Source organism: Niabella agricola (assembly GCF_021538615.1).
In the GTDB taxonomy this organism is placed as follows: domain Bacteria; phylum Bacteroidota; class Bacteroidia; order Chitinophagales; family Chitinophagaceae; genus Niabella; species Niabella agricola.
Window position 1 is genome coordinate 2,314,307 of sequence record NZ_JAJHIZ010000003.1, and the last position, 24,880, is coordinate 2,339,186.

Sequence of the window (24,880 nt, forward strand, 5' to 3'; positions counted from 1 at the left end):
GATCCATACAGAACATTTCTTCCGCCTTTGTCGTAACCCTTTAAAAGTGAGGATAGGGGTAATATCCATGTATGACGAACGGTCTGCTTACCATACGGAGCGGGTGATTTGGCGCCCAACGGTTCTTATTATTGTGGCTCCAATACCAGGTTGTTGCAGATGGCGCGCACCACCCCTGCCTCGTTGTTATCAAAATCGGTAATAAAGTTTGCAGCATCAATAATTCCGGGATGGGCATTTTTCATAGCATAGCTATACTTAGCTACCCGCATCATTTCCAGGTCATTGAGGTAATCTCCAAAAACCATGGTTTCGTTATACCCGATTCCTAATGCCTGTTGCACCAGTTGCACTGCCACACCTTTGTTAGCACTAAAAGCAGTAAAATCGAGCCATCGCTTTCCAGCCACTGCTACTTTGTAAGCGGCTTCATATTGTTTAAAATGCGGATAACTGTTGGTTTCGGCGTCAACCAGGTCACATAAAGATACTTTTAAGATCGGTTCGGTAACCTTTGTAAGATCATCCACCAGTTCGTAATGCTGGTAATATTGCAGCGCCTGTTTCAACAGCGCCTCCTCTCTGTCTTCCATATAGGCTTTATCCTTTCCGCAAAGTACGGGGTATACCTTGTTCAGAGTCCGGGCCTTTTGAACAAATGCCGAAACGCCTTCCGGATCCAACATCTCCACCAGCAGTTCGTTTCCCTGGTAGGTTACATAGCTGCCATTATCTGATAAAAAATAAGTGCGGTCCTTTATCGGCTCAAAAAGTGCCAGCAGGTTGTGATGCGGCCGCCCGCTTGCAATACCCAGTACAATATTCTGTTGTATCAGTTGCTGTTCAAATTCCCAAAATCCGACCGGAAGTTCTTTTTTATCATTTAGCAGGGAGCCATCCAGGTCGGTAACGATAAGTTTAATCATAAAATCCTGCAAAGGTAGGATCCCTGGGGAGGAACGCAGAATAATTCATGAAAAATATTCATTGCAATCGTAAAACACTTCCCGTTCAGGGGCGGCAACACGAATGCCTGCATTGTTATTTTCATATTCTTCTTAAAAAAACATTGTTTTATACGGATATCGCACCTGGTACAATTCTTTTACTTTATTCAGGATCGTGGAACGCAGTCCCTCTACATTCCGTCTTTCTGTAGCCGACACAAATACGGCATTGCCGCCGGTTTCATGATCCCACCGGTCGTACAGGTCCTGCAGAATCTCCTTTTTGGTGTCTTCGCTCAGCCATTCGTCAAAGGTCTGTTGCTCGTACAGATCCATTTTGTTAAACACTGTGATCATGGGCTTATCAAACGCCTTCAGCTCCTGCAGGGTTTTATTCACCACCGCCATCTGGTCTTCATACTGAAGGTGAGAGATATCGATGACATGGATCAATATGTCGGCTTCGCGCACTTCATCCAGCGTGCTTTTAAAACTCTCGATAAGGTGGTGTGGCAGCTTCCGGATAAATCCAACCGTATCGCTCAACAGGAAGGGCGTATTTTCAAAAACCACTTTGCTGGTGGTGGTATCCAGGGTGGCAAATAATTTATTTTCGGCAAATACATCGCGTTTGCTTAGCAGGTTCATAATGGTGCTTTTCCCCACATTGGTATAACCCACCAGTGCCACACGGATAAACTCTCCCCTGTTCTTGCGTTGTGTAGCAGATTGTTTGTCGATTTCTTTCAACCGGTTCCGCAGCAACGAAATTTTTTCACGTACGATACGACGGTCCGTTTCAATCTCCGTTTCCCCCGGTCCGCGGGTACCGATACCGCCACCCAGGCGCTCCAGGTGTTTCCACATCCCGCGCAAACGAGGCAGAATGTACTGGTACTGCGCCAGTTCTACCTGAGCCTTGGCTTCGGCCGTTTTGGCCCGACGTGCAAAAATATCCAGGATCAGGTCCGACCGGTCGATGGTTTTTACCCCAATGGCCGTTGTAATATTATTGATCTGTGCACCCGAAAGCTCGTCGTCAAAAATAACCAGGCTTATCTGGTGAGCCATTGCATACTGCCGGATTTCTTCCAACTTTCCTTTGCCCACAAACGTGCGGGAATCCGGGTGCTGCAATTTTTGTATGAACCGTTTCTTTGTTTCCGCGCCGGCGGTTTCGGCCAGAAATGCGAGTTCATCCAGGTATTCCACTACCTGCTGCTCGGTTTGGTCCTTTGTTACTACGCCAACGATCACCGCCGTTTCTGTTCCTTGTATGATGTTCTTTTTATCAAGCATGAAAGGGCAAAGTTAGCACATAGACCTGTAAGGTTTTTAAAAACCTTACAGGTCTGGCGGTTTATCGCTGACTCGCGATGAGCAGGTTCAGATCCGTATAACGTAGATCAAACCGCTGACTTAAATAAAAATTCGTAAGGTAGCCTTTAAAGAGATAGATACCGTTCCGCAGGTGAAGCTGGTGCCATACCAATCGCTCAATGCCGCCTTCATCGCCGGCCTCCACCAAAAGCGGCGCCAGCACATTGCTGATGGCCTGGGAAGCGGTACGGGCAAATCCCGATGGAATATTGGGCACACAATAATGAATGACCCCGTATTTGATAAAGATCGGGCTTTCATGTGAGGTCACCTCCGAGGTTTCAAAACAGCCCCCCCGGTCAATGGTGGCATCAATGATCACCGAGCCCTGGCGCATACCGCTCACCATTTCCTCCGTAACCACCAACGGGCTGCGACCCGATTCATTGGCCAGCGCGCCCACGGCCACCTCACAGGTCTTTAGTTGTTTGGCCAGCAGTTTGGGTTCCAGCACGGAGGTCCATAACCGGTGCCCGATGGCATTTTCCAACCGTTTTAAACGGGAAATATTGCTATCGAATAGCTTAACAGATGCTCCCAGTGCCAGTGCTGCCCGCGCCGCATACTCTCCCACGATTCCGGCCCCGATGATCACCACCTTTGTAGGGGCAATACCGGTAATGCCTCCCAGTAGTACGCCCTTCCCATGATTGGCCGAACCCAGGTACTGGGCGGCGATCAGCATCACGGCACTGCCGGCGATCTCGCTCATGCTGCGTACAATGGGGTAGGAATCGCTGTCGTCCTTCAGGTTTTCAAATGAAAGCGCCGTTACTTTCTTTTGCATCATGGCGTGCAGCACTTCACGCCGGAGGGTAGAAAGGTGCAGGGGCGAAATAATGACCTGGTTATATTGTAGCAGCGGGAGGTCTTCCTCCACCACCGGTGCGCTTTTTACAAGGATAGGAGCCTTAAAAACATCTTCTCTCGAATAAACGATCTTGGCGCCGGCCTCGCTGTATTCCGAATCTCTAAAATGGGCCGCATCTCCGGCATTGTGTTCTACCATTACCGAGTGGCCGTTGGCAATTAATACCGCTACAGCATCCGGTGTTAACGAAACCCGGTTCTCCTGGAAAGCAATCTCCTTGGGTATGCCAATGGTCATACCTCCACCTTTTACACGTATATCCAATGTTTCCTCCTGCGTTTCATAACTGAAGGAGGTGCTCACGATGGTTTTTATCTTACTCATAAAAGAAGCGGCCCGGAAAAATAACTTTTAGCAAAAGGTTTAAGTTGTACGATATGGTTTGAGCTGTAAAATTACTTATTTTTTTAGGATTTCTATTTCCCGCTGTTCACCGTCGAGCACGCTCAACGATACGTACAAGGTCCCCTCCGGAAAAAGCTCCGGAGCTTTTTCCGGCCATTCTACAAAACAAAAATGGCCGCTGTAGAGGCAATCTTCCACCCCCGCCCGAACGGCTTCCTCCTCATCCTGCAACCGGTACAGGTCCATATGATACACAGATGCAGGTTGACCATTATCCGTAAAACGGTATTCGTTAATGATGGAAAAAGTAGGACTGCTTACCACATCTTCAACCTGTAGTAACTGGCAGATCGTATAAATCAGGGTGGTTTTTCCTGCACCCATTTGTCCATAAAACGCGATGATTTTTTTATCATGGGCCTCCTGCAGCAACCATTCGGCAACCTGTATGATCTCGTTGAGCGCAAATACTTTTTTCATGCAACAAAGATAAGACGGCGGTTCGATTTGTACGATGCCCCAGGTACGGGACCGGGGCAGCTGTGTAAAGATCCTGGATAAAGACATTTCCCTATTACCAGGTTAACGCTCATTCTGCTGCTATCCACTCAACGGCCCTGCCGCTGCGTTTGCCACTATAATGTGAGACAAGGCCACAAGGACGCTTTGTCAACTACAGATTCGCTGACTCAAGAATAAGGGAATCAATCTGCGTCCAACTCTTGCTACCAGTTCGCTGATTGATCCTTACGCGCGCCCTGGGTATCGTCCATTTTTGTGCAGGCCACTGCCCCGCCATTGAGTCCTAATCGGTAGCGTTATATTTCGTCCTGCCCATACGAAAAAAGTTGCCGATATACACCGGCAACTTTTACCTATTCAACCAACAAAACTAAACGCTTATTTAGGACCTCCCTGGCCGGGTGCACCACTGGTACCGCCACTGTCGCCGGCACGGTTCTTTTCTTCATCCAGACCGGTTTTACGCTGGCGTGCCGATTTAATCTGAGCGCTGCCAAAGCGGTAGGTGAAGTTTACTTTAAACTGACGGCTTTCCCAATTGGCGCCTACACGGGTAAACTGCCCGGCATAGTCGCTAGTACCACGGAACCGCATGGTTTTGAAAATATCACTTACAGAACCTTTAAGCGTACCCTTGCCTTTCATAATCGTTTTTTGCAACCCGGCATCCACAAATCCCATGGCCTTTCCTTTAAACGCACCTTGCCAGATAAACGGAGAAATATACAGCGTGCTTAACTCGGCCGTCCAGGTTTTGGCAAACCGCAGCGTGCTCTGGGTAAACAGGTTGGCTGCAAAAGCATCTGTATTGATCACCCGGCTTCCACCGCCAAAATCGGCCTTGAATTTGGAATAGTTCGAACTAAGATTGGTAAACAAACTATACGACTTGTAGCTGAACGGATAGCTGATGTTCAGGCTGATCACATCCTGCGACGCCAGGTTTTTGGTAGTTTGGAAGGATTTGGAGCCATCCGTTACATCCACAAGCTGTGCAAACATGTCCTTTATATGACTATAATTTAAGGTGGTGTTGAGTTTGAACTTATACGTATGCGTAATACCAAAGCTATTGGTATATTGCGGTGTCAACTGCGTATTCCCCTTCATATATGTATAATCGTTCAACGCAAACTCAAAAGGATTCAGCAAGCTATAGTTGGGCCGGTCGATCCTGCGGCTGTAGGTAAAGTTCCACTGGCTCATCGGGTTCTTGTTAATGGTGATGGCCGCGCTGGGGAACAGATCGGTATAATTCCTTTTCAGGGTTGAATCGTAGTTATCATACCGGCTGGACCCTGAATTCCATACCAGCCCGGTAGAACGCCCCTCGGAATTGGTATTCTCCACACGTAAACCCGCCTGGATCAAAAACCCTTTGAACTGGCGGTTATAATTTACATACCCGGCATTAATGTTTTCCTTATAATCGAATTTATTACTGTTGTTCAGGTCTGGCTGCTCCGTTGGCCCGTTGTTATCAAACCGCTGAAAATCGTTATTGGTATTCACCCATCCCAGTTTAAAACCATAACCCAGGGTTCCTTTCAGGAACCGTTGCTGGTAATCGGTTTTGATGGAGTAGATATCAATACCGGTAGGCGTATACATCCGGTAGAGGTTCTTCTTCAAAATGGTGGACTCATCCGCAGCATAATAAATATTCGAGATCCGCTGGTTGTTCTTATTGTCAAAACGCGCGTAATCCAGGTCGATATTCAATTCATGGCCCGAAGTATCGGCATATTTGTAGTTTGCATTCAGGTTATAGTTATCCCGGTTACCCTTGGTAATGGTATTGGCCTGCAGGATCCGGTCTACGATGCCGGTATTCTTGGGCGTGATCGGCATGGGGCCGTTGCTGTTGAACCCGTCGTCATTTAAGGTAGCATTTCCCATTACGCCCACCGTGCTTTTACTATTGATGTAATAATCTACCCCCGCCTTTATATTATGACTTTTACGGTCGATGACCATATTGGTGCGCTGATCAAACAAGGTATCGGCCACATCCCGGTTCAGGGTAAGGACATTATTGTTCAGGCCCTGGCTGTAGTTGTAATTACCATAGGCATTGAATTTCTTGCCCCGGTGGTTCAGCGATAATCCGCCGTTGTATTTGCTGAAAACCCCAACATTGTATCCCGCCGTAAGCGTTCCGTTGGTGCCCAGCGACTTGTCCTTTTTCAACCGGATATTGATGATGCCGGCATTACCCGCCGCTTCGTATTTGGCGGAAGGATTGGTGATCAGCTCAATGCTTTCAATACTGGTAGATTGTATAGACCGCAGGTAGTTACCCAGTTCCGATCCTTTCAGCGGGCTGGGTTTACCGTCGATATACACTTCCACCCCGTTCTTACCGGCCATGCTGATGTTATCGTCCTTATCCACCATTACACCGGGAGATCTTCTTAAGAGGTCGATGCCGTCGTTCCCGGTGGCGTTTACGGTTCCTTCCACGTTTACGATCATCTTATCGGCCTTTACCTCAACCAGCGGTCTGCGGGAGGTTACTGTTACACCCGTAAGCTGGGTTCCGCTTTTCTCCAGTGTGATGGGATCCAGCTTCAGATCTGCACCCTTGTAGTCAAATGCCGCAGAATAGGCCGAAGCATATCCTACGCTGGTAGCCATTACCAGGTAGCGACCGCTGCCGATGGATTCAAACTGATATCCTCCGTTGGCTTTAGCCGCGTTTAACTTTACAATGGATGAGTCTTTTGCATTTAACAAAGAAACCGTTGCTTTTTCTGCCGGCTTTCCCGTATCATCTTTTACGTTTCCCGAAATCGTCTGTGCCTGTACCGTTGCCTGAAATAAAAATAGTAGTGCCGGTGCTAATAGTAGTTTCATTAGTTTGTTTTTTATGTTTTTTGTACCCTGTTCGAATGCCGCATGTATTTATTTCCGGTGTGAGAAAAAATCATTATGCATTGTTCTAAGTAGTTTGTAGTTTATTTTTTGAAGCAGCAAACTTATGCTGAAAATCTCAACCAGAGAACAGGATGCCGCTTAATGGCAAAAAAACTCCTCCGAACGGTATTTTTAGCCGGACAAGCTGCCGGCCGTTGCAACCTGCAGCTATTTTAATGAACACCACCGGATCAATCAAAGAAGCTAAGGACTTTATAAAAAAAGCGGACCTCCGGTAGGTCCGCTTCCACGATCATCGTTAATTATATTAAATATGGGATGCCTTGCACGGGGCAAACCGTTTGCGGCCTGTTTTTTTACCAGCCTTATCCGCCTCCGCTTTTTACGCGGTTTTGTTCATCATCTGCACCACCGGTACGGCGACGGGCCGGTTTAATATTGCCTTTGCCAAACTTATAGGTAAACGAGATATTATACTGCCGGTTGTCCCTGCGGCGGTCGTTTGCCACACTCAGGTCCACATCCGCATATCGGGAATAACCGCTGAAGTTACTGGTGCGCAGTAAATCCCTCACCCCAATTTTGAGCGATCCGTTTTTATTAAACAACTGTTTCGCCAATGCGATATTCATGGCGCCCATAGAATGCGCAATCAATAAGCCTTCAGAAGGGCTGGAGCTATACCAGCCGCCTAGTTCAGCGGTCCATGTTTTTGCAAAAGTGAAGCTGTTGGTCATATTGGCATCCACATTGTTTACATTCAGTGTAACCGGAACATTCTTGGTTCCGTCGGTATATAAGCCCTTATATTGATTATTGAACACACCGCTGTAGAGGCTCAGGTTCCACCATTTAAACAACTGCTTATTGGCTGAAACCGAAAAACCCCATTGTTTGCGCTTGCTGAAATTTTCGGTGGTTTGAAAAGCTGTTTTCTTTTCGGTGTTCTGTTTAATGAGTTGGGTAATAATATTATTGGTTTGCGTATGACTTACCGTAAATGTAAGAAAACGATTAAAGGTGTGGCTTACCTCCACCCGGTTAGAAAATTCCGGCTGCAGGTAGGGGTTCCCCTGGCCGTATGTAAGCGAGTCCAGGAAGAAAACAAAGGGATTCAGGTCGTCGTAATCGGGCCTCCGGATGCGGCGGCTATAGGCCACGCTTAACTGGTTTTTATCATTAAAGCTATATACCGCACCCACATTTGGGAACAGGTTGGTATAGTTCCGCTTGAAGCTGCTGTCGATGGTTACCTGTGTGCCTTTGGCATTGGTATTCTCTACCCGCAGCCCCCCGGTAAATTCCCATTTTTTAATAGTGGCCGTTACGATCGCATAAGCCGCATTGATGTTCTCTTTGTAAATAAAGTGATTGGTGCGCTGTTTGTCCTGGTACCAGCCGGTACTGGTATCCCGCCGGTACAATACATTATTATCCGTATTTACAAAACTGCTTTTAATTCCTGTTTCCAGCTTCAGGTTCTTATTAAAAGGATGTACGTAATCCATTTTACCACTGTATATATGAATGACGGAGGGAAAATCACCATTGAGCAATACCGTATTGCCCCGTTTGCTGTTATCCGGATTGTAAACATTGGTGGTTAAAGCATTGCTGCCCCGGTTTTCATAATAGCCCTGGTCCAGATCCACCGAAAACTCACGCCCGGCTGAATCAAAACTGTGCTTGTAATTCAGATTGGTATTGATGTTCCTCGACTTATTGGAATTAAAGGCATCCGAAATAAGGGTTGTATTGATGGCGCCGTCTACATCACGAAGGTTGGACGCGCTTTGCTGCCAGTTTTTCCAGGGGTTGATATTGCCTGTAACCACAACTCCTGCCACGTCTTTATCGGTAAAATTATAATCGAAACCCAACTTCCCGTTGTGCCATTGGCTTTTATTATGCCGGTCCGTGGTCTGATCGGAAGACCCGGAAAATGTTCCATCCTTATAAAAGTTACGATGAATGGTTAAGGTGCCCAGCCCTTCCCATACACCACCGTTATAGGTTCCAAATACATTGATCTTATTGTTCCGGTAATTAAAATTGGCCCCGCCATTGTATTTGGGATAAAAACCCTGGGCATAGTTGAGGTTCACGTTTCCGTTCATGCCTTTGACCACTCCTTTTTTGGTTTTGATATTGATTACCCCCGCTCCACCAGCAGCATCGTACTTAGCTGGAGGATTCGTCATGATCTCGATCTGATCCAGCCCGCTGGCCTGGATGCTTTTTAAAAATGCAGCCAGTTGTGTTCCGTTCAGATAAGTTTGTTTGCCATCGATTAATATCAGCACACCGGATTTTCCCTTAAGACTTACATTACCATCTGCATCTACCGAAATACCGGGTGACTTTTCGAGTATCTCCAAAACATTCAGCCCGGCATTGGTGGGCGAAGCATCCACATTCACAACGGTTTTCCCGGCTTTTACCTCAAAAGGCGGCTTTTTTGAAGTAACCACCACTCCGGTCAATTGTGTATTTGCTTTTTCCAGGATGATCGCATTTACCGTAGCCTCCTTATCGTTAACGACTACCGGCGCCGAATAACTTTTTGTGTACCCAACATTTGAAGCCATTACCAGGTAGGTTCCTACGTTCAGTTGGTTAAACCGGTATTTCCCGGTTTTATCCGCAGCCGTCAGCATTTGTACAGAGGAATCTTTTGCATTTAAAAGGGTAACAGAAGCTTTTTCTAATGGTTTTTCATCAGGACCGGTTACACTTCCGGAAATGCTTTGCGCCTGAGCCCCCACACTCCATAAAAAAAAAACCGGCGATCATTAGCTTTTTCATATTTATCTCATTATTTGCTACAAAACTATAGTTCCGGCTTCCTCCAGACCAGCGTCTGCCGGTAAATGGGGTAAAGCGCCCGTTAATTGTGATAAAATGCCATTCGAATGGATTGGGTCCATGTTCCCTATGTACAATTCAGGCGGTGAACGGTAAACCGGAGCTGCTATATCCTGATATAAATCGTGCAGTATCGGGAAATGTTACACAGCTTTTTGCTGTTTATAAGAAAATGAGCACTCCCTTAAAATTTATTCCTATAAAAATGGAATATTGGGTTCCTTTACTCATATTTGTACTCAAAAATATTGTTATGAGTTATCCTGAAACCTTGCGTTATACCAAAGATCATGAATGGATCAGCCTTGATGGCGATGTGGCCACTATTGGCATTACTGATTTTGCACAAAGAGAACTGGGCGACATCGTTTATGTAGAGGTAGAAACCATTGGCTCCTCCTTGAAAGCCGGTGATGTTTTTGGAACCGTGGAAGCGGTAAAGACGGTTTCGGATCTTTTCCTGCCGGTTGACGGAGAAGTGCTGGAATTGAATGAGGCCCTTGGAAACGCCCCCGAACTGGTGAATACAGACCCTTATGGTGACGGCTGGATGATTAAAATGAAGGTTTCCAATCCGGCCGATGTGGCCACATTGCTGGATGCCGCCGGATACCAGGCCCTGGTAGGTTAGGAAAATCCTTATAAAAAAACAAATTGAGATTCAATAAATTTTTACAGCCATTCACTTTGTGTGATTGGCTTTTTTGTTTCCGATCCTTAAAATACTATTGTTAATGAAAACAGGCTATGTATTAGCGGGTGCTTTTTTATATTCAATACTAACCATCGTGTTGCTGACGCTTCCGGGATCTGCATTCCCCCAGGAAGACTTTTTCAGCACGATCTATCTTGATAAATGGATCCATATCGGCATGTTCTCCATACTGGTATTAATCTGGAGTTTCTGGCTGATGAAAAGAAAAGGACCTGGCCAAAAATTATTCATGCCTTTTTTGCAGATCTGCGTCGGCGCGCTGGCCTATGGCGTTGCTATGGAATACGTTCAAAAATGGTATGTTCCCAACCGGTCCTTTGATACAGGTGATATTATTGCAGATGGAGTTGGAGCAATAATGGGTTTATTAGCAGCAGTTTACTTATATAAAAAAATAGACCCCTGTGGAAACAGGGGTCGCAACCAAAACTAACTGCTTATGAGAAAATTGACTATCTTTTTTAAAACTTCTTATTTGTTGTTCTTAATGATATAAACGCAATTTTCTTGCCATTATTACAATCGGTCTGTTAAAAGAATGCTAAACCGATTTTTCAGAAATTTTGCGCGTAACAAAGAACGTGTACTAAATACATAAAGCAGAAACTATGCCAAAAATTCAATTATTTGAAAAATCCAGAAATTAAGTTAGCCAGTCCGCCGGACTGCTGGGATTGCTGATGGGCCTGTGCATTTTGGGTTACCTGGCTGATGATCTGGCCGATATCGATGCCTGCGCCTCCCGGCTGCTGGCCAGAAACCTGGTTTAACAGTCCCTGGAAATCAAAACCGTCGGCAGCAGCACCACCGCCGGTTAAACTGCCAATCAGGCCGTTCAGGTTAAAGCCGCTATCTTCTGGTGCATTGCTCGCCGTCCGGTTCACCAAACTGCTGATCACATTCGGGATAAGGTTGCTGGCAACATTATTGGCTGTAGCAGGATTCAGGTTCATTTTGGAAACCAGGCGGCTGGCCAGATGACCGATCATCATGCTCACCATCGGGTTGTTTAAAATGCCGCCGCTGCCCTGCTGCTGACCGCCACCTGTAAATAAAGAAAGAATGTTTTGAAGCCCGCCGCCGCTGGCCATATTCTGGAACCCGCTGGTAATGGTGTTTGCGGCTTCCGCCATCACCTGGTTATTGTATTCATTTGGAACATCGGGGTTTTCAACAACGGATTGCTGTCCGTATTGCTTTACAAGGTTCAGGATTTGATCTAACATTTTGTTTTCGTTTTAGGTATAAAAATTTTCTACAAAATAAGATCAATACCGGAACATCAGGAATTTTTCTTTTCGTTGCGCCACCACCGGATCCCCAGAAAGGCGATCAGGGCTAAAGGCAGAAAGGCCAGGTAAAGGATCCCTGTATTAAACCCTGTGGCAGGTCCGTCGCCCATTTGTTGGGTGGTTTTAGTACAGATGGAGCACTGGGCAAATGTCTGCACCGCCTGAAACAGTGCCAATATAAAGACTACACCGGGAACTGCAATTTTTTTCATGCTGCAAAAGTACTTTATTGTTGCGGGGATAGCGCATCATTCAGGCAATTAAACAATAAAGCGTTCATAATTGTTCTGGTTTATTGTAATAAATGCCGCCTCCGTTGGGCAACAGGATGCAGGTAATTAGTAATTAAACTGACGGAGTTTAGCTAAACCCAAATAGTTAGCTGACGGAATTTACATTTATAGACATAAAAAAAAATACGCTCCCGGTCAAAACCAAAAGCGTATTACATATTAGATTTCAATATTTTATACAGCTTCTGCGGCCATTTTCTTCGCGATTTTATTCCGCTCAATTTCATCCAGCACCACTTTACGCATGCGGATAAAATTCGGCGTTACCTCAATACACTCATCGTGTTGAATGTACTCCATGCACTCTTCCAGGGTCATCAGCGTTTTAGGAGCGATGCGGGTGGCATCATCACTTCCGCTGGCACGGTGGTTGGTCAGCTTCTTTTCTTCGGTGGCATTTACCACGAGGTCGCCGGGTTTGATATTTTCTGCCAGGATCTGTCCGGCATATACTTCCTCTCCCGGGTCTACAAAGAAGGTACCACGGTCCTGTAATTTATCGATCGAGTAGCCGGTGGTCCGGCCCTGGTTTTTGGAGATCAGTACGCCATTGTTCCTGCCGGGGATCATCCCCTTCCAGGGTTGATAAGAAGAAAACCGGTGTGCCATTACCGCTTCTCCTGTGGTAGCGGTCAGCATCTGGGTACGCAGTCCGATCAATCCGCGTGAAGGGATCTCAAATTCCAGGTGCTGCATTTCGCCCTTGGTTTCCATTACCAGCATTTCTCCTTTGCGGCGGGTAACCAGGTCGATCACCTTGCTGGCAAATTCTTCCGGTACGTCCACTACCAGGGTTTCGAACGGTTCGTGTTTTTTGCCGTCGATCTCTTTGGTAATTACCTGCGGCTGACCTACGGTTAACTCATATCCCTCGCGGCGCATGGTTTCAATCAGTACGCCCAGGTGCAAAATCCCCCGGCCGTACACCAGGAAGGCTTCCCCGCCTTCGCTTTCTTCCACACGCAGGGCCAGGTTTTTTTCTGTTTCTTTTTCCAAACGGTCGCGCAGGTGCCGGCTGGTCACAAACTTACCATCCTTACCATAAAACGGAGAGTTATTAATACCAAACAACATGTTCATGGTAGGCTCATCCACACTGATCCGCGGTAATGCTTCCGGGTTTTCTGCATCGGCAATGGTATCCCCGATGTTAAAATCTTCGATACCTACTACCGCACAAAGATCACCGGCATGTACTTCGGTCACTTTCTTTTTGCCCATACCCTCAAATACGTACAGCTCTTTTACCCGGGTCTTTTTTACGCCATCTTCCTGCATCAGGGCTACCTGCTGTCCTTCTTTGATCACTCCACGGCCTACTTTACCCACGGCAATACGGCCCAGGAAAGAAGAGTAATCCAGCGAAGTGATCTGCATTTGCAGCGGGCCTTCTGCTACTTTTGGAAGCGGCACATATTTTAAAATACCATCCAGCAGGGGATTGATATTATCGATCGGTGTTAATGAATCATTGAACCAGCCGTTCTTTCCGGAACCGTAGAAAGTTGGGAAATCCAGCTGCTCTTCCGTAGCATCCAGGTTAAAGAACAGGTCAAATACTGCATCATGCACTTCATCCGGGCGGCAGTTGGGTTTATCTACCTTATTAATAACCACGATCGGTTTTAATCCCAGCGCCAGTGCTTTCTGTAACACGAAACGGGTTTGTGGCATTGGCCCTTCAAAGGCATCCACCAGCAAAATCACCCCGTCTGCCATTTTCAAAACACGCTCTACCTCTCCTCCAAAATCGGCGTGACCAGGTGTATCAATTACGTTAATTTTTGTATCCTTGTAAGTAACGGCTGCATTTTTACTAAAAATGGTAATACCCCGCTCTCTTTCCAGATCGTTGTTATCCATGATTAGTTCACCGGTGGCCTGGTTCTCACGGAAAACAGAAGTAGCGTGTAAGATTTTATCTACTAATGTAGTTTTTCCGTGGTCTACGTGCGCGATGATTGCGATGTTTCTTAAATTCATTTTTAAAATTTGGAGGCGCAAAGGTACGATAATTCTGCGCTACAGCACAATTTTTTGAACCGGCACCAGCCGATTTAATGAAAAAATAGCATAAATTCCGGCAATTTTGCAGCTCAAAGTTGTGCAATTCTTATGTCTAAATAAATGAAAACCAGTTAATTTGCCGGCCACCCTAGGTGTATTCCATTTTTATTATTACCCCTTTGAAAGTGCCATCATCATCTTTTTTTGCCTAAAATAGCTGCAGTTGGCGTTAACCGGGCTGTTCTTGTTTATTTACAGGCATTTATATAATTGATAAAAGCCTTGGAGGCCTCCAACCATTATTATTCCGCCCGGTCCTTTGGATCCTCGTTACATTTATTTATTATATATATGTATTGGATACCGGGAAAACACCCGTTCCGCTGTAAAATAATTACGACCCGCAACGAAATCAAATTAGCCGCATTTATTATCTTGCTACAATGAACAAAACTATTATTGCCGGAATTGGCAGCTATGTGCCGGAGCAGGTGGTAACCAATACAGAACTGATGCAGTTTATGGACACCAATGACCAATGGATCCAGGAGCGTACCGGTATCCGGGAACGACGCTATGTGCGCCGCTTTGAGGAAACCACGGCCACTATCGGGGTCGAGGCTGCAAAGGTGGCCATTGAGCGCGCCGGCATTACCATCAATGATATAGATTTTGTCATCTTTGCCACGCTGAGCCCGGATTACTTTTTTCCCGGCTGCGGCGTACTGGTACAACGCATACTCGGCCTTAAAGATATTGGGGCTCTGGATGTGCGGAACCAGTGCAGTGGCTTTTTATACGGATTGAGTGTGGCCGACCAGTTTATTAAGACCGGTATGTATAAAAATATCCTGCTGATTGGGGCCGAAGTACATTCCTATGCCATGGATTTTTCCACCAGGGGGCGCAATGTATCGGTTATTTTTGGCGATGGGGCCGGGGCCGTGATCTTGCAGCCTTCGCCGGACGCAGAACGCGGTATTTTAAGCACCCACCTGCACAGTGACGGCGCAGATGCTGAAGTGCTGAGCATGCCCAACCCCGGCTTTCATGCGGGCGCACACCAACCGGAATGGCGGCCGCCCGTTCCTCCCCAAAAATATGGGGGTGTTTTTATTACGCAGGAATTGTTAGATAAAGAAGACTTTTATCCGTATATGGATGGGCAGGCGGTGTTTAAAAAAGCCGTGGTTAAACTGCCGGAGGTGATCATGGAGGCGCTCAACGCCAATCAGTATAAGCCGGAAGAGCTGCAATTGCTTATTCCGCACCAGGCCAACCTCCGCATTTCCCAGTTTGTACAGCAAACGCTCCGGCTGCGGGATGACCAGGTTTTTAACAATATTCAAAAATATGGAAACACCACAGCCGCGTCCGTTCCCTTAGCTTTGTGTGAAGCCTGGGAAAATGGCCGGGTAAAAGAAAAGGACCTGGTATGCCTGGCAGCATTTGGCAGCGGCTTTACCTGGGGCAGCGCCTTATTAAGATGGTAGTTTACAAAACACCGCATGAAAAGAAAAATAGGTTATATCATTAACCCGATATCGGGTACCAAATCGAAGGACGCAGTTTCCAGCGTTATTGCCCGGGAAACACTGCGGGAAGGCATCCCCTTTTCCTTTTTCCCTTCGGTGGCCAACGGTGATTATTCGTACCTCTTCGATACGCTTACAGACGAAAAATATACGGATATCGTCATCATTGGCGGAGATGGCACAGTAAACCAGGTGGTAGACAGTCTGAAGCACCTGCCGCTGCAATTTGGTATTATTCCCTCCGGATCAGGCAACGGACTGGCATTTGGAGCAGGGATTCCCAAAACACCGCAAAAAGCACTGGACATTATTTTTAAAAATAAGAGCATTCCCGTGGACGGATTCCGTGTCAATGGCAAGTTTGCCTGTATGCTTTGCGGGTTGGGCTTTGATGCAAAAGTGGCGCATGATTTTGCCAACCAGCCACAGCGGGGATTAATGACCTACGTTAACCAGGTTTTTAAAAACTTCTTCGGCGCCAAGCCCTATTCCTTTAAAATTAAGCTGGGCGAAAAACGGTTTGAAACTGAGGCGTATTTCATTAGTATTGCTAACAGCAACCAGTTTGGCAATCATTTTACCATTGCCCCCAAGGCCAGTCTGAACGATGGATTGCTGGATGTAGTGATCGTTACGGAACAATCGAAAATGGCCATGCTTTACAATACACTCATACAGGTAGGTGGCCGCAACAAGGTACAAACCGTAGAAGAAGTACGCAAAAAGCGCGGCATTATATACTTTCAAACAGAAACCATCCGCATCAGCAACTGGAGCGAGGCGCCCATGCATATTGACGGGGAACCGGTGGATACGGAGAAAAAACTGAATATCGAAATTGAAAAAAATTGCTTCCGGCTATTAGTCCAATGACAAAGAAAGTACTATCGGATCTGCCCCGCCTGCAATTGAGCTATCAGCGGGAACTGCTGGAAGCTGGCTGTGATGAAGCCGGCCGGGGATGCTATGCAGGTCCGGTATTTGCCGCAGCCGTCATTCTTCCGGAAGGCTTTTATCATCCTCTGCTGAACGACAGCAAACTATTAAAAGCGGAGATCCGGACAGAGTTGCGTTACTATATTGAAGCAAACGCCCTTGCCTATGCCGTAGCCCAGGTAAGTGTGGAAGAGATCGATGCCATCAATATTTTAAAAGCTTCACAAAAAGCCATGCATCAGGCGCTGGATGCACTTACTCCTGCAGCAGCCTTTATTGCCGTGGATGGTAATTACTTTATTCCTTACCAAAAAACGCCGCACGCCTGTATTATCAAAGGGGATGGGAAATATGCGCATATTGCAGCGGCCAGTATACTGGCTAAAACCTATCGCGACGAATACATGCAACGAATTCACGAGGAATTCCCTCATTACAACTGGATCTCTAATAAAGGATATGGCACATTAACGCACCGCAAGGCAATTGAGGAGAACGGGATCTGCATACACCACCGAAAAAGTTTTAACATTTTGCCGGGCCAGCTGTCTTTCCTGGAAGACGAATGGCATTGATTTTGGATATTCAGTTTGTAAAGTAAATCTGTATATATGAAAAAACTGTTCCTTTTACTGATGATTGCGGTATTTGCATGCATCAGTTCCGATGCACAGCCGCGCCCGCCGAGGCCACCACACCCGCCACGGCCTCATGCGCCTCATTACAAAAAACCAAAGAAGCAACACCACAAAAAGTATTATAAAAAACGGCACGCCCATTATCGTCCGGCAAGGCGCCCACACCATCCGCCACGGCCACCGTTGCCTCCACGTCCGCCATTACCTCCGCATCCATAAATAAAAATACCCGGATTCAGGTATAAAGGCATTTCTGGTTTCTTAATACCTTTGATTGCGTTTTTTTAACGTTTACTATTTAAATAAACATAAATATGAAAAAATCCTTTTTTCTTTTATTGCTTGGTATGGGTCTGCTAAGCGCTTCTTATGCCCAGAGCTCTAAAAAATCAGACGACAAAGACGATAAAAAAACAGAGGAAAAATCGGAAACCAGGAAATCAAAGTCCAAAGAAAAGGAAACGCCGGAAGAACGGCATGAGCGGCAAAAAGAATTTTGGAAAAAAGTAGGAACCGATCAGCGCGATTTCTGGAAGGGGGAACATGAACGCCATGTAAAAAACAAAGAAGAAAAGGAAGGCAAGAGCGATAAAAGCGACAAAAAAGAAACGGCCTCCAAGGATTCAAAAGATTCAAAAGCAGATGCTAAAGAATCCAGGGTAGAAAAGGAAGATCGTCGCCCGCCACATCCTCCCAAACCACCAAATCCTTTTAAGAAAAAGAAAAAGGATAAGGAAGAGGAAAAAACAGAAAGTACTGAGTCTGGTTCCTAATTCTCTAAATAAATATGCGAAAGCACTGGCTGTGGCCGGTGCTTTTTTTATTTAGAGAATTGGACGTACCCCCGCCGTTTCGAGTGCAGCCGAGAAATCTTTACGCCATTATCATCTTAGGCAAAAAGGTTCATTTACATGGCATGCGAAGGTCGTAAAGACCGCTCCGCTACGGTCGAGGTAACAATACCCCCCGTCGTTTTCTTTCCCAGCAGGGTCTCTCGACAGAGAACCCTGCGTTATTGCAACCCTACTGCTCCCCGCGTTCCTTATAGAAGACGTCGGGAGCAAGCAAGATCGCTCCTTATTCAAGGGATCAATTCCTCCGGTCCAGCCCCCAGATAAGTTTTGTTTGTAAGGTATGCAGGAAATTGTTTTCACTGAGGCGTACGAGTGCAATGGTGAAGGACTCCCTTTTTACAGCCAGCGATACATTTGTAGTAACGATTTCTTTCCGGGAATCGAGTGCGCAGATGATATCCTCCGAACGGCTTTCGATATCAAACGAAATGATGCTGTTGTCATTCACTACCAGCGAGCGCATATTGAGGTGATGTGGTGCTACCGGTGTAATCACAAAATTGCCGGAATCCGGGAAAACAATGGGTCCGCCACAACTCAGTGAGTAACCGGTGGAACCGGTAGGCGTTGCCACTACCAAACCATCTGCCCAGTAAACATTCAGAAATTCTCCGTTGATATAAGTGTGGATCTTCAGCATGGAAGCCGTATCCCTTTTATGTATGGCAAATTCATTGAGGCCAAATGGCTTGTCACCGAATAACGGCATATCCGCATCCAGGTGCACCAATGTCCGCTGCTCGGTTACATAGGTGCGCAAAGCCAGGGACTTTATCGCCAACCGCAGGTTGTCGCGGCCAATGCTCGACAAAAACCCCAGCCGGCCGAAATTAATGCCCATAATGGCAATCGGCTTATCCATGATCAGCGCAACAGTATCCAGCAGGGTGCCATCACCACCCAGGCTTACAATACATTCCACATCCCAGGAAAGATCGGCTGTTTGCTCAAATACACGGGTCTGTGCATCCAATCCCACATCCATTCTGATCTCTTCAAAAAACGGCCGGAACACGGTATAGCTAAGGCCATAGGCATTCAGTTCCTGGAAAAACGTTTTTACATCTTCCAGTTGTAACTGATCGATACCCCTGCTGTAAACGGCAATAGTCATGTTAATAAATATCCTTCTTCTGTAAATATATACCGTTTTCGCCTAAATGGTTGTAGGAGAACTCTACTTTCAATGTGAAGTTATTAACGGTAAAAATATCAAATCCGATACCGCCACCCAACAGCAGGCGGTTAGGCATTTTGTTGGTTGGACCCGGATGCGGGTTGTACACATAACCTGCATTTCCAAATATCTTGCTGTAAATTTTCAACGGAACCGGTTCCGGGAATACCCGTTTAAAGGGAAGCGAAAAGCTAAAATTGGTTAGCCTCGTGGCCAGCGAAGCATTTACAAAACCACCCGCCACGCCATCGATTACATAGTACTCGTAGCCTCGCAAAAACATATCACCATAACCCAAAAGTTGTTGGTTATAATAAGGTTGTTTAAATGGTACTTTTATGGTACCGCTGGCACCGATACTGTAATAGGAAAGCTTGCCCAAACGCCAGTATCCAATACTTTTCACATTGAGTTGCCAAACGTTGATGGCATTGTTGAAGCCCTGCTTCGATAAGAAGATCTCCGCCGCATGGCCCTGGGTGGGATAGGGCGTATAATCCACATTCTGATACCGCATCCGGTAATAGATCTCTCCGTATTTTAATTGTTCACCGCTGCGTTTTATTATGTTGGGGTTTAACCGGAATACCGTATCGCCCAGCCGGAGCGAATGCATGCCCAGTCCAAAATAGTGCGTGGTATAAATCCGTTTCCGGTAAGAGAATTCCAGTTTGCTGTCGAAAAAATTTCTTAAGAACCCGGAGTCTTTTATAAACTGCTGTTTATCGTGGACGGTATTATACTGCACTTCATGATTTTTGCCTACATCTACCTGAACATTGATGCCCCATTTTTGTCTTTTATCAATATACGGTCGCTGGTAACCAAAGCTCAGCTGCCTGGTATAACCCGTTATAAAATAAAAACGCAGCTTATCATTATTACCGGTTACATTATCCCACAACAGTTTGATACCATAATCGATCCTTGCCGTACTGGCTCCTTTCTCAAACAGCCATTGATTCAGGTTCCGGTCTACAGGTTTAAAATACGGCAGGGGCAGCAGGTACCATTTTTCAATCACTTCCACCCGGATATCGATATAGGGGGGATCAAACAACAACACTGATACATTCCCTTTTTGAAACAGGTCAAGGTTCAGGATCCGTGTTTTTGCCAGCTCAAACAGCTCCGGTATATTTTTTAGTAAAATAGAGTCTCCCCTCTTAAAAGGCAGCTCACGCAGTAAAATGGTATCCCGGGTTTTCCTGTTCCCGTCAAAAATAATATTCCGGATGATGAATTTCTTTTCCAGAGAGTGCGGCAGACTATCAATACCCGGATCATTTTGTGTAACGGGCGAAGCCTTGTTTACCTCTTTGCTGCCTGGAGGAAGGGTATCGGTCTGCGCAAATATAGTTGTGTAACACCCCGATAAAATAAGGATAAGAATAAGGAAGCTATTTTTCAGGGTCAAAATTTTCACATTAAAAGATCATTACGGGTGCTAAATATTCAGGTAGTTCATCAGGTTTTCGTAATTTTCTTTTAGTTCATTAGTGTATAATTCTTCTCCAAAATAATACTTAACAAGATAATCATACCGCTGAAAACTAGCTACAATGTCTGATACCTCCAGTTTATTAATCCGAATGGTGATTTCGAGAGCGTTCCGCTCACGGATGGGCCGGGTATTCAATTGCGTGATCTGCGCATCATTTGCCTCCACAATTTTTGTGATCTCCGAAAAGGAATATTGACTCGAATCAATCTCCAGCACAATCAACGCGCCCGGATCCTGTAACTGCAAAAAGTCTGCAACATAGCCGGCCAGCTTTCCGGCTTCGATTGCACCGATAAAATTATTTTCTTTATCCACGACCGGCACCACCGATAAATGATAGGTATTGGCCAGTGCAAAGGCTTTTAAAAAATGTTCGTCCTCCTTTACGGAATAGCTATGCAGTGGTTGCGGTATTTCGCTAATGGATAATTCATCGTCCACATCCAGCAAGGTGGTTTCGTTTACCAGCCCCGCCAGCTTGCCTTCGTTTGTTACCGCCAGGTCCATTACATGATGTTCCTGCATCAGGTTTAATACCTGATAAACACGGTCCGACAACTTGAGTTGTGGCAATGCTTCAAATGATAAATCTTTAACTAGCATGATACTTGTCTGTCTTTACCGATAAGACAGCTCTCAGGAGACATTTGTTGCAACCGCTCCCAGTCTTTGCAGAAAATTAAGCAAAATTTTATTAAACTCAGCCGGAACTTCCATCATGGGTGCATGGCCGCATTTATCTATAAAATGAAGCTCGCTGTTCGGAAGCAGTTTTTTAAACTCTTCGGCTACAAATGGGGGGGTCACATTGTCGTTTTTACCCCATATCAAAAGTGCGGGGATCGTGATCCTGCTCAACTCCTCGCCCAGGTTATTGCGGATGGCGCTTTTGGCCAGCGCAATGATCTTGATCACCTTTAACCGGTTGTTGGTAATATCAAATACCTCATCTACCAATTCCTCGGTAGCCATGGCGGGGTCGTAAAAGGTATACTCCGTTTTTTTACGGATGTACTCCCGGTCGCCTCTTTTAGGATAGCTATCGCCCATGCCGTTTTCAAAAAGACCAGAACTGCCCGTAAGGATCAGCGACTTCACCACTTTGGGCTCATTCCTTAAAAGATATACCAACCCTACATGGCCACCCAGCGAGTTACCTAGCAGGTGTACGTCTTCGTAGCCCCGGGTTTCTATAAATTTATTTACATACTTGGCCAGGCCGCTTACACTGGTGTTGAGGATATCCATTTCCAGCAGCGGAAGCATGGGTACCACAACCTTCATGTGGTTTTTAAAATAATTGATCAGATCTCCAAAATTGCTCAAAGCTCCAAACAAACCATGCAACAGCACCAGCGTTTGTCCCTCGCCTTCCTCAATATACCTGAACTTGTCGTGCTGTTTTATTTCGTATTCCATTCCTTTGTTTATAGCAATATAGCTGCTAATATATTGATTTTAATAATGAATCAAAATGTTAATTTATATAAAAGTATTAAATTCTATAAAAAAAATACCGTCAAAACGATAGTTAAATTATTAATTTTTTAATTAAAAAACTGCTCTAGTTGCTCAAACAGGTTTCTGAAAGCCGGAATCAGGAGGCCGATGGTATCCATGGCCCGTTTTCCGAAGGATTGGGTAAAACCAAAGGTGACGGAATCCTTTACCGTGTTTGCAGGCAGCAGGTGCAATTGGTTTAAATAAAATAAAAGGATGGAGAACACTGCCAGGTACAGCATGGTAAACAGCACCATTCCACCCAGCCGGTTGGCCCATCCCAACAGGATCTTTTCTACCGAAAACTGCAGCAGCGTTGCCAGCCATTGTACCAGCAGGATTACCCCTACCAGTACCACCAGGAAGGCTACCACCGGCAGCCATTTGTCGGACAGCTTTACTATGGTACCGATTTTGACGGCCACCACGGAAGATAATTTCATGGCAGCGGCCAGACCAACCACCAGTGCCAGGTAGGAAAAAAGCCCTACGATCAGTCCTTTCCGATATCCCTTAAACACCGCCAGGCATACCAGCACGGCAAAAACCAGATCAATGATCATCCGGCGCTTATTGAGCCAGCAGCTCCTTTACAATGGCTGCTATTGCTTTTCCATCTGCTTTACCCGCCAATTCTTTTGAGGCCCGCCCCATTACTTTACCCATATCACCAGGACCGGAAGCTCCTGTTTCTGCAATAAAACCAGCAATAATCGGTTTTAACTCCTCGGCACTCAGCTGCGCCGGAAGGTAGTTTTCCAGCACCTCAATTTCTTCTTTTTCTTTCTGCGCCAGGTCCGGGCGGTTTTGCGTTTCAAAGATTTCCAGCGAATCTTTACGCTGCTTTACCAGTTTTTGTACCAGCTTTATTTCTTCTTCTGCAGACAGGCTGTCTTTGGCGCCTTCCGCCGTTTTAGCCAGTAAAATAGCGGCTTTGATGGCCCGTAAACTACGCAATGCTACTTCCTGCTTGGCCAGCATTGCCTTTTTTATATCTTCATTAATGGTTTGTTCCAGTGACATGTTATTGAGGTTTGAGATTCCAGATTTGAGAATTGAGATTTCAGCGATCAGCTTTTAGCACTCAGCACTTCGCATTCAGCCTACGTTGCTTTTTGCTGTTCCAGTTGTTTTTCCTGGAACTTTTTATAAAATTCCTGGGCAAAATCTTTCATTTCCTTTACCTGGTCGTGGTACTGGGTAGCGCGGCCGTAGGTATCGGCCATGGTCATCATCGACTGGTAAAAGAAATCGGCCATTTCATCCACCATCATTTCCTTGGTCCAGAGGTCGATCCGCAATGCGGCCCGCTCTGCGCCGTCCCATAAAGACAGCATTACCGCCTTGGCCCGTTTCTCTTTTTCTGCCGTGCTGGCCGTGGCATTCCAGCTAATGTCGGATGGAACTTTGTTTTCATCCAGTTCTACATTTATAGTGATCGTTGATTTCATTGTCTGTTTTTATTCGTTCTTTGCTGACCGGGATATTTAAAAACCGGTATTCTAAATACCCGGTGCATCAGGCATTTTTACCTGCATCCGCATTCGCCGGGCACCCGGTTGCAGCACCGCAAATGTAAGCAATCAGCATCAGGCCTGCAAAAGCCGCTCTTTAAGCAGGTCTAGCCCCGTTTCTGGTGCCGGTTTTACCGGATCCCGCATTAGCTGCTGCATCAGTTGCTGCCGCAGACCCTCGTTTTTATACAGCTCCATCAGTTGCTGTGCCAACGCAGTTTCATCGGCAAATAGCAGGGCCGACGGATGTATGCGTCCTTTTTGTGTTGTGAAGGCCATTACCGGCACCTGGCATTGGAGCGCCTCGCAGGCGGCTGCAGGAAAACCGGCATTGTGCTGAAAGGTGACAGCCGCATAGGCCGCACCTAAGGCGGCGGCATAATCCGCTGCACCGGCGCTTTCAAAAAGCACCACATCCTCCCGGTATTTATAGGTATCCAGGGCGGCAAAAACCGCGCTGAATGCGGATCCTGGATGGTTACCTCCCTGAGTGATGAGCAGTTTCCAGCCGGATTGTTGCATTTTTTTAAACCTGGAAAAAGCTTTGAGCAGGGTCAGCAACTGCTCCCGGGTCCAATGCACATCGGCGCAGATAAAGAATTCCCGGCCTCCTGTTACCCGGTCTTTAAACGCAAATTGCTCGGTTATGTCCAGCGGTTTTAAACCCGGCGCCATCAGTCCTTCCACCACCCAAATCTTTCCGGCCTGAACGCCCGCCTGTTTTACCAGGGTCTCTTTAATCGCAGAGGAACTCACCACCAGCCCTGCCATTTTTTTCAACGCGGGATGCCCTGTTTTTATATAGGCGGCATCATCCGGCACCAGCAAAAACTGGGGAATGTTGATTTTTAACAGGTCCTTTACATTTGCCAGCAGCAGGGCCCGGACATTATTTTTTTTTAGCAGATTTGGCAGGGTCCATTTCTTTTCCAGCGCCTGGCCCAGCCATCCCGACTGCTTTTTAGCAAGTGGTATTACCCGCATATCGCGGTGCAGCAGGGGTCCTTCTACAGTGGCAGCCGGTGAAAAAATCATCATTTCCAGGCCCGGCAAATACTGATGTAAAGAATTTATTATCAAGTTATTGAACCGATCAAAAACGAGATCT

At 46.2% G+C, this 24,880-nt stretch carries 24 protein-coding genes; 6 read left to right on the forward strand and 18 right to left on the reverse strand.

The window, feature by feature from the left end:
- Positions 1–128: 128 nt before the first annotated feature.
- The 6 genes from LL912_RS15105 to LL912_RS15130 all read right to left on the reverse strand — a co-directional run bounded on the left by LL912_RS15105 (position 129) and on the right by LL912_RS15130 (position 9,707).
- Positions 129–926, reverse strand: coding sequence for an HAD family hydrolase (locus LL912_RS15105; RefSeq protein ID WP_235554410.1), 798 nt, complete (start codon positions 924–926; stop codon positions 129–131).
- 132 nt (positions 927–1,058) lie between these two features.
- Positions 1,059–2,246 carry a GTPase HflX gene (gene hflX / locus LL912_RS15110; protein ID WP_235554411.1) on the reverse strand — a complete coding sequence of 396 codons (1,188 nt, stop codon included), beginning with the start codon at positions 2,244–2,246 and terminating at the stop codon, positions 1,059–1,061.
- A gap of 61 nt (positions 2,247–2,307) precedes the next feature.
- Positions 2,308–3,522 (reverse strand): alanine dehydrogenase, encoded by a 1,215-nt coding sequence (locus LL912_RS15115; RefSeq protein WP_235554412.1) that lies wholly within the window; start codon positions 3,520–3,522, stop codon positions 2,308–2,310.
- Positions 3,523–3,597: 75 nt separating this feature from the next.
- Entirely contained in the window at positions 3,598–4,023 is a 426-nt protein-coding gene (tsaE, locus tag LL912_RS15120) for a tRNA (adenosine(37)-N6)-threonylcarbamoyltransferase complex ATPase subunit type 1 TsaE (protein ID WP_235554413.1), read from the reverse strand.
- A 420-nt stretch (positions 4,024–4,443) separates the two neighbouring features.
- Positions 4,444–6,921 (reverse strand): TonB-dependent receptor, encoded by a 2,478-nt coding sequence (locus LL912_RS15125; protein ID WP_235554414.1) that lies wholly within the window; start codon positions 6,919–6,921, stop codon positions 4,444–4,446.
- Between the two features lie 386 nt (positions 6,922–7,307).
- Entirely contained in the window at positions 7,308–9,707 is a 2,400-nt protein-coding gene (locus tag LL912_RS15130) for a TonB-dependent receptor domain-containing protein (RefSeq protein WP_235554415.1), read from the reverse strand.
- A 353-nt stretch (positions 9,708–10,060) separates the two neighbouring features.
- Between LL912_RS15130 and gcvH the strand changes: the two genes are divergently transcribed.
- A complete protein-coding gene (gcvH, locus tag LL912_RS15135) occupies positions 10,061–10,438 on the forward strand; it encodes a glycine cleavage system protein GcvH (RefSeq protein ID WP_235554416.1) in 378 nt (125 codons plus the stop codon).
- Between the two features lie 103 nt (positions 10,439–10,541).
- Positions 10,542–10,955: a VanZ family protein gene (locus LL912_RS15140; RefSeq protein WP_235554417.1), complete on the forward strand. Its 414-nt coding sequence runs from the start codon at positions 10,542–10,544 to the stop codon at positions 10,953–10,955.
- Positions 10,956–11,145: 190 nt separating this feature from the next.
- Here the strand turns inward: LL912_RS15140 and LL912_RS15145 are convergent, their stop codons facing one another.
- The 3 genes from LL912_RS15145 to typA form a co-directional block, all read right to left on the reverse strand.
- On the reverse strand, positions 11,146–11,748 hold the full coding sequence (locus LL912_RS15145) for a hypothetical protein (RefSeq protein WP_235554418.1): 603 nt from the start codon (positions 11,746–11,748) through the stop codon (positions 11,146–11,148).
- Between the two features lie 56 nt (positions 11,749–11,804).
- The gene (locus LL912_RS15150) at positions 11,805–12,026 is read right to left on the reverse strand and encodes a hypothetical protein (protein WP_235554419.1); all 222 of its coding nucleotides are present in this window, start codon (positions 12,024–12,026) and stop codon (positions 11,805–11,807) included.
- 255 nt (positions 12,027–12,281) lie between these two features.
- A complete protein-coding gene (gene typA, locus LL912_RS15155; protein ID WP_235554420.1) occupies positions 12,282–14,090 on the reverse strand; it encodes a translational GTPase TypA in 1,809 nt (602 codons plus the stop codon).
- Positions 14,091–14,557: 467 nt separating this feature from the next.
- On the opposite strand from typA, the gene LL912_RS15160 reads away from it, so the two are divergent.
- Genes LL912_RS15160 through LL912_RS15170 form a run of 3 tightly spaced genes read left to right on the forward strand, consistent with a single transcriptional unit; the run spans position 14,558 to position 17,160 of the window.
- Positions 14,558–15,607, forward strand: coding sequence for a 3-oxoacyl-ACP synthase III family protein (locus LL912_RS15160; protein WP_235554421.1), 1,050 nt, complete (start codon positions 14,558–14,560; stop codon positions 15,605–15,607).
- A gap of 15 nt (positions 15,608–15,622) precedes the next feature.
- Positions 15,623–16,522, forward strand: coding sequence for a diacylglycerol/lipid kinase family protein (locus LL912_RS15165; RefSeq protein WP_235554422.1), 900 nt, complete (start codon positions 15,623–15,625; stop codon positions 16,520–16,522).
- Entirely contained in the window at positions 16,519–17,160 is a 642-nt protein-coding gene (locus tag LL912_RS15170; RefSeq protein WP_235554423.1) for a ribonuclease HII, read from the forward strand. The genes LL912_RS15165 and LL912_RS15170 overlap by 4 nt, the downstream gene beginning before the upstream one ends.
- 82 nt (positions 17,161–17,242) lie before the next feature.
- Here the strand turns inward: LL912_RS15170 and LL912_RS15175 are convergent, their stop codons facing one another.
- Positions 17,243–17,440: a hypothetical protein gene (locus LL912_RS15175; RefSeq protein WP_235554424.1), complete on the reverse strand. Its 198-nt coding sequence runs from the start codon at positions 17,438–17,440 to the stop codon at positions 17,243–17,245.
- A gap of 97 nt (positions 17,441–17,537) precedes the next feature.
- Between LL912_RS15175 and LL912_RS15180 the strand changes: the two genes are divergently transcribed.
- Positions 17,538–17,996: a hypothetical protein gene (locus tag LL912_RS15180; RefSeq protein ID WP_235554425.1), complete on the forward strand. Its 459-nt coding sequence runs from the start codon at positions 17,538–17,540 to the stop codon at positions 17,994–17,996.
- Between the two features lie 316 nt (positions 17,997–18,312).
- Here the strand turns inward: LL912_RS15180 and LL912_RS15185 are convergent, their stop codons facing one another.
- From LL912_RS15185 to LL912_RS15220, 8 genes are all read right to left on the reverse strand, one after another.
- Complete coding sequence (locus LL912_RS15185) at positions 18,313–19,191, reverse strand: NAD kinase (protein ID WP_235554426.1); 879 nt, start codon at positions 19,189–19,191, stop codon at positions 18,313–18,315.
- A gap of 1 nt (position 19,192) precedes the next feature.
- Entirely contained in the window at positions 19,193–20,680 is a 1,488-nt protein-coding gene (locus tag LL912_RS15190; protein WP_235554427.1) for a POTRA domain-containing protein, read from the reverse strand.
- Positions 20,681–20,701: 21 nt separating this feature from the next.
- The gene (locus LL912_RS15195; RefSeq protein ID WP_235554428.1) at positions 20,702–21,361 is read right to left on the reverse strand and encodes a CBS domain-containing protein; all 660 of its coding nucleotides are present in this window, start codon (positions 21,359–21,361) and stop codon (positions 20,702–20,704) included.
- A gap of 33 nt (positions 21,362–21,394) precedes the next feature.
- The gene (locus tag LL912_RS15200) at positions 21,395–22,177 is read right to left on the reverse strand and encodes an alpha/beta fold hydrolase (protein WP_235554429.1); all 783 of its coding nucleotides are present in this window, start codon (positions 22,175–22,177) and stop codon (positions 21,395–21,397) included.
- Between the two features lie 128 nt (positions 22,178–22,305).
- The gene (locus LL912_RS15205) at positions 22,306–22,821 is read right to left on the reverse strand and encodes a CvpA family protein (protein ID WP_235554430.1); all 516 of its coding nucleotides are present in this window, start codon (positions 22,819–22,821) and stop codon (positions 22,306–22,308) included.
- Positions 22,822–22,828: 7 nt separating this feature from the next.
- On the reverse strand, positions 22,829–23,281 hold the full coding sequence (locus LL912_RS15210; protein WP_235554431.1) for a GatB/YqeY domain-containing protein: 453 nt from the start codon (positions 23,279–23,281) through the stop codon (positions 22,829–22,831).
- An 80-nt stretch (positions 23,282–23,361) separates the two neighbouring features.
- Positions 23,362–23,709: a gliding motility protein GldC gene (gene gldC, locus LL912_RS15215; protein ID WP_235554432.1), complete on the reverse strand. Its 348-nt coding sequence runs from the start codon at positions 23,707–23,709 to the stop codon at positions 23,362–23,364.
- Between the two features lie 138 nt (positions 23,710–23,847).
- Positions 23,848–24,810: a glycosyltransferase gene (locus LL912_RS15220; protein WP_235554433.1), complete on the reverse strand. Its 963-nt coding sequence runs from the start codon at positions 24,808–24,810 to the stop codon at positions 23,848–23,850.
- Positions 24,811–24,880: the final 70 nt, after the last annotated feature.

Bases quoted from the DNA above. Each gene is read 5' to 3' on its own strand.
- LL912_RS15105 (WP_235554410.1), bottom strand. From the start codon at position 926: ATGATTAAACTTATCGTTACCGACCTGGATGGCTCCCTGCTAAATGAT.
- hflX (WP_235554411.1), bottom strand. From the start codon at position 2,246: ATGCTTGATAAAAAGAACATCATACAAGGAACAGAAACGGCGGTGATC.
- LL912_RS15115 (WP_235554412.1), bottom strand. From the start codon at position 3,522: ATGAGTAAGATAAAAACCATCGTGAGCACCTCCTTCAGTTATGAAACG.
- tsaE (WP_235554413.1), bottom strand. From the start codon at position 4,023: ATGAAAAAAGTATTTGCGCTCAACGAGATCATACAGGTTGCCGAATGG.
- LL912_RS15125 (WP_235554414.1), bottom strand. From the start codon at position 6,921: ATGAAACTACTATTAGCACCGGCACTACTATTTTTATTTCAGGCAACG.
- gcvH (WP_235554416.1), top strand. From the start codon at position 10,061: ATGAGTTATCCTGAAACCTTGCGTTATACCAAAGATCATGAATGGATC.
- LL912_RS15140 (WP_235554417.1), top strand. From the start codon at position 10,542: ATGAAAACAGGCTATGTATTAGCGGGTGCTTTTTTATATTCAATACTA.
- LL912_RS15145 (WP_235554418.1), bottom strand. From the start codon at position 11,748: ATGTTAGATCAAATCCTGAACCTTGTAAAGCAATACGGACAGCAATCC.
- LL912_RS15150 (WP_235554419.1), bottom strand. From the start codon at position 12,026: ATGAAAAAAATTGCAGTTCCCGGTGTAGTCTTTATATTGGCACTGTTT.
- typA (WP_235554420.1), bottom strand. From the start codon at position 14,090: ATGAATTTAAGAAACATCGCAATCATCGCGCACGTAGACCACGGAAAA.
- LL912_RS15160 (WP_235554421.1), top strand. From the start codon at position 14,558: ATGAACAAAACTATTATTGCCGGAATTGGCAGCTATGTGCCGGAGCAG.
- LL912_RS15165 (WP_235554422.1), top strand. From the start codon at position 15,623: ATGAAAAGAAAAATAGGTTATATCATTAACCCGATATCGGGTACCAAA.
- LL912_RS15170 (WP_235554423.1), top strand. From the start codon at position 16,519: ATGACAAAGAAAGTACTATCGGATCTGCCCCGCCTGCAATTGAGCTAT.
- LL912_RS15175 (WP_235554424.1), bottom strand. From the start codon at position 17,440: ATGGATGCGGAGGTAATGGCGGACGTGGAGGCAACGGTGGCCGTGGCG.
- LL912_RS15180 (WP_235554425.1), top strand. From the start codon at position 17,538: ATGAAAAAATCCTTTTTTCTTTTATTGCTTGGTATGGGTCTGCTAAGC.
- LL912_RS15185 (WP_235554426.1), bottom strand. From the start codon at position 19,191: ATGACTATTGCCGTTTACAGCAGGGGTATCGATCAGTTACAACTGGAA.
- LL912_RS15195 (WP_235554428.1), bottom strand. From the start codon at position 21,361: ATGCTAGTTAAAGATTTATCATTTGAAGCATTGCCACAACTCAAGTTG.
- LL912_RS15200 (WP_235554429.1), bottom strand. From the start codon at position 22,177: ATGGAATACGAAATAAAACAGCACGACAAGTTCAGGTATATTGAGGAA.
- LL912_RS15205 (WP_235554430.1), bottom strand. From the start codon at position 22,821: ATGATCATTGATCTGGTTTTTGCCGTGCTGGTATGCCTGGCGGTGTTT.
- LL912_RS15210 (WP_235554431.1), bottom strand. From the start codon at position 23,281: ATGTCACTGGAACAAACCATTAATGAAGATATAAAAAAGGCAATGCTG.
- gldC (WP_235554432.1), bottom strand. From the start codon at position 23,709: ATGAAATCAACGATCACTATAAATGTAGAACTGGATGAAAACAAAGTT.
- LL912_RS15220 (WP_235554433.1), bottom strand. From the start codon at position 24,810: ATGATGATTTTTTCACCGGCTGCCACTGTAGAAGGACCCCTGCTGCAC.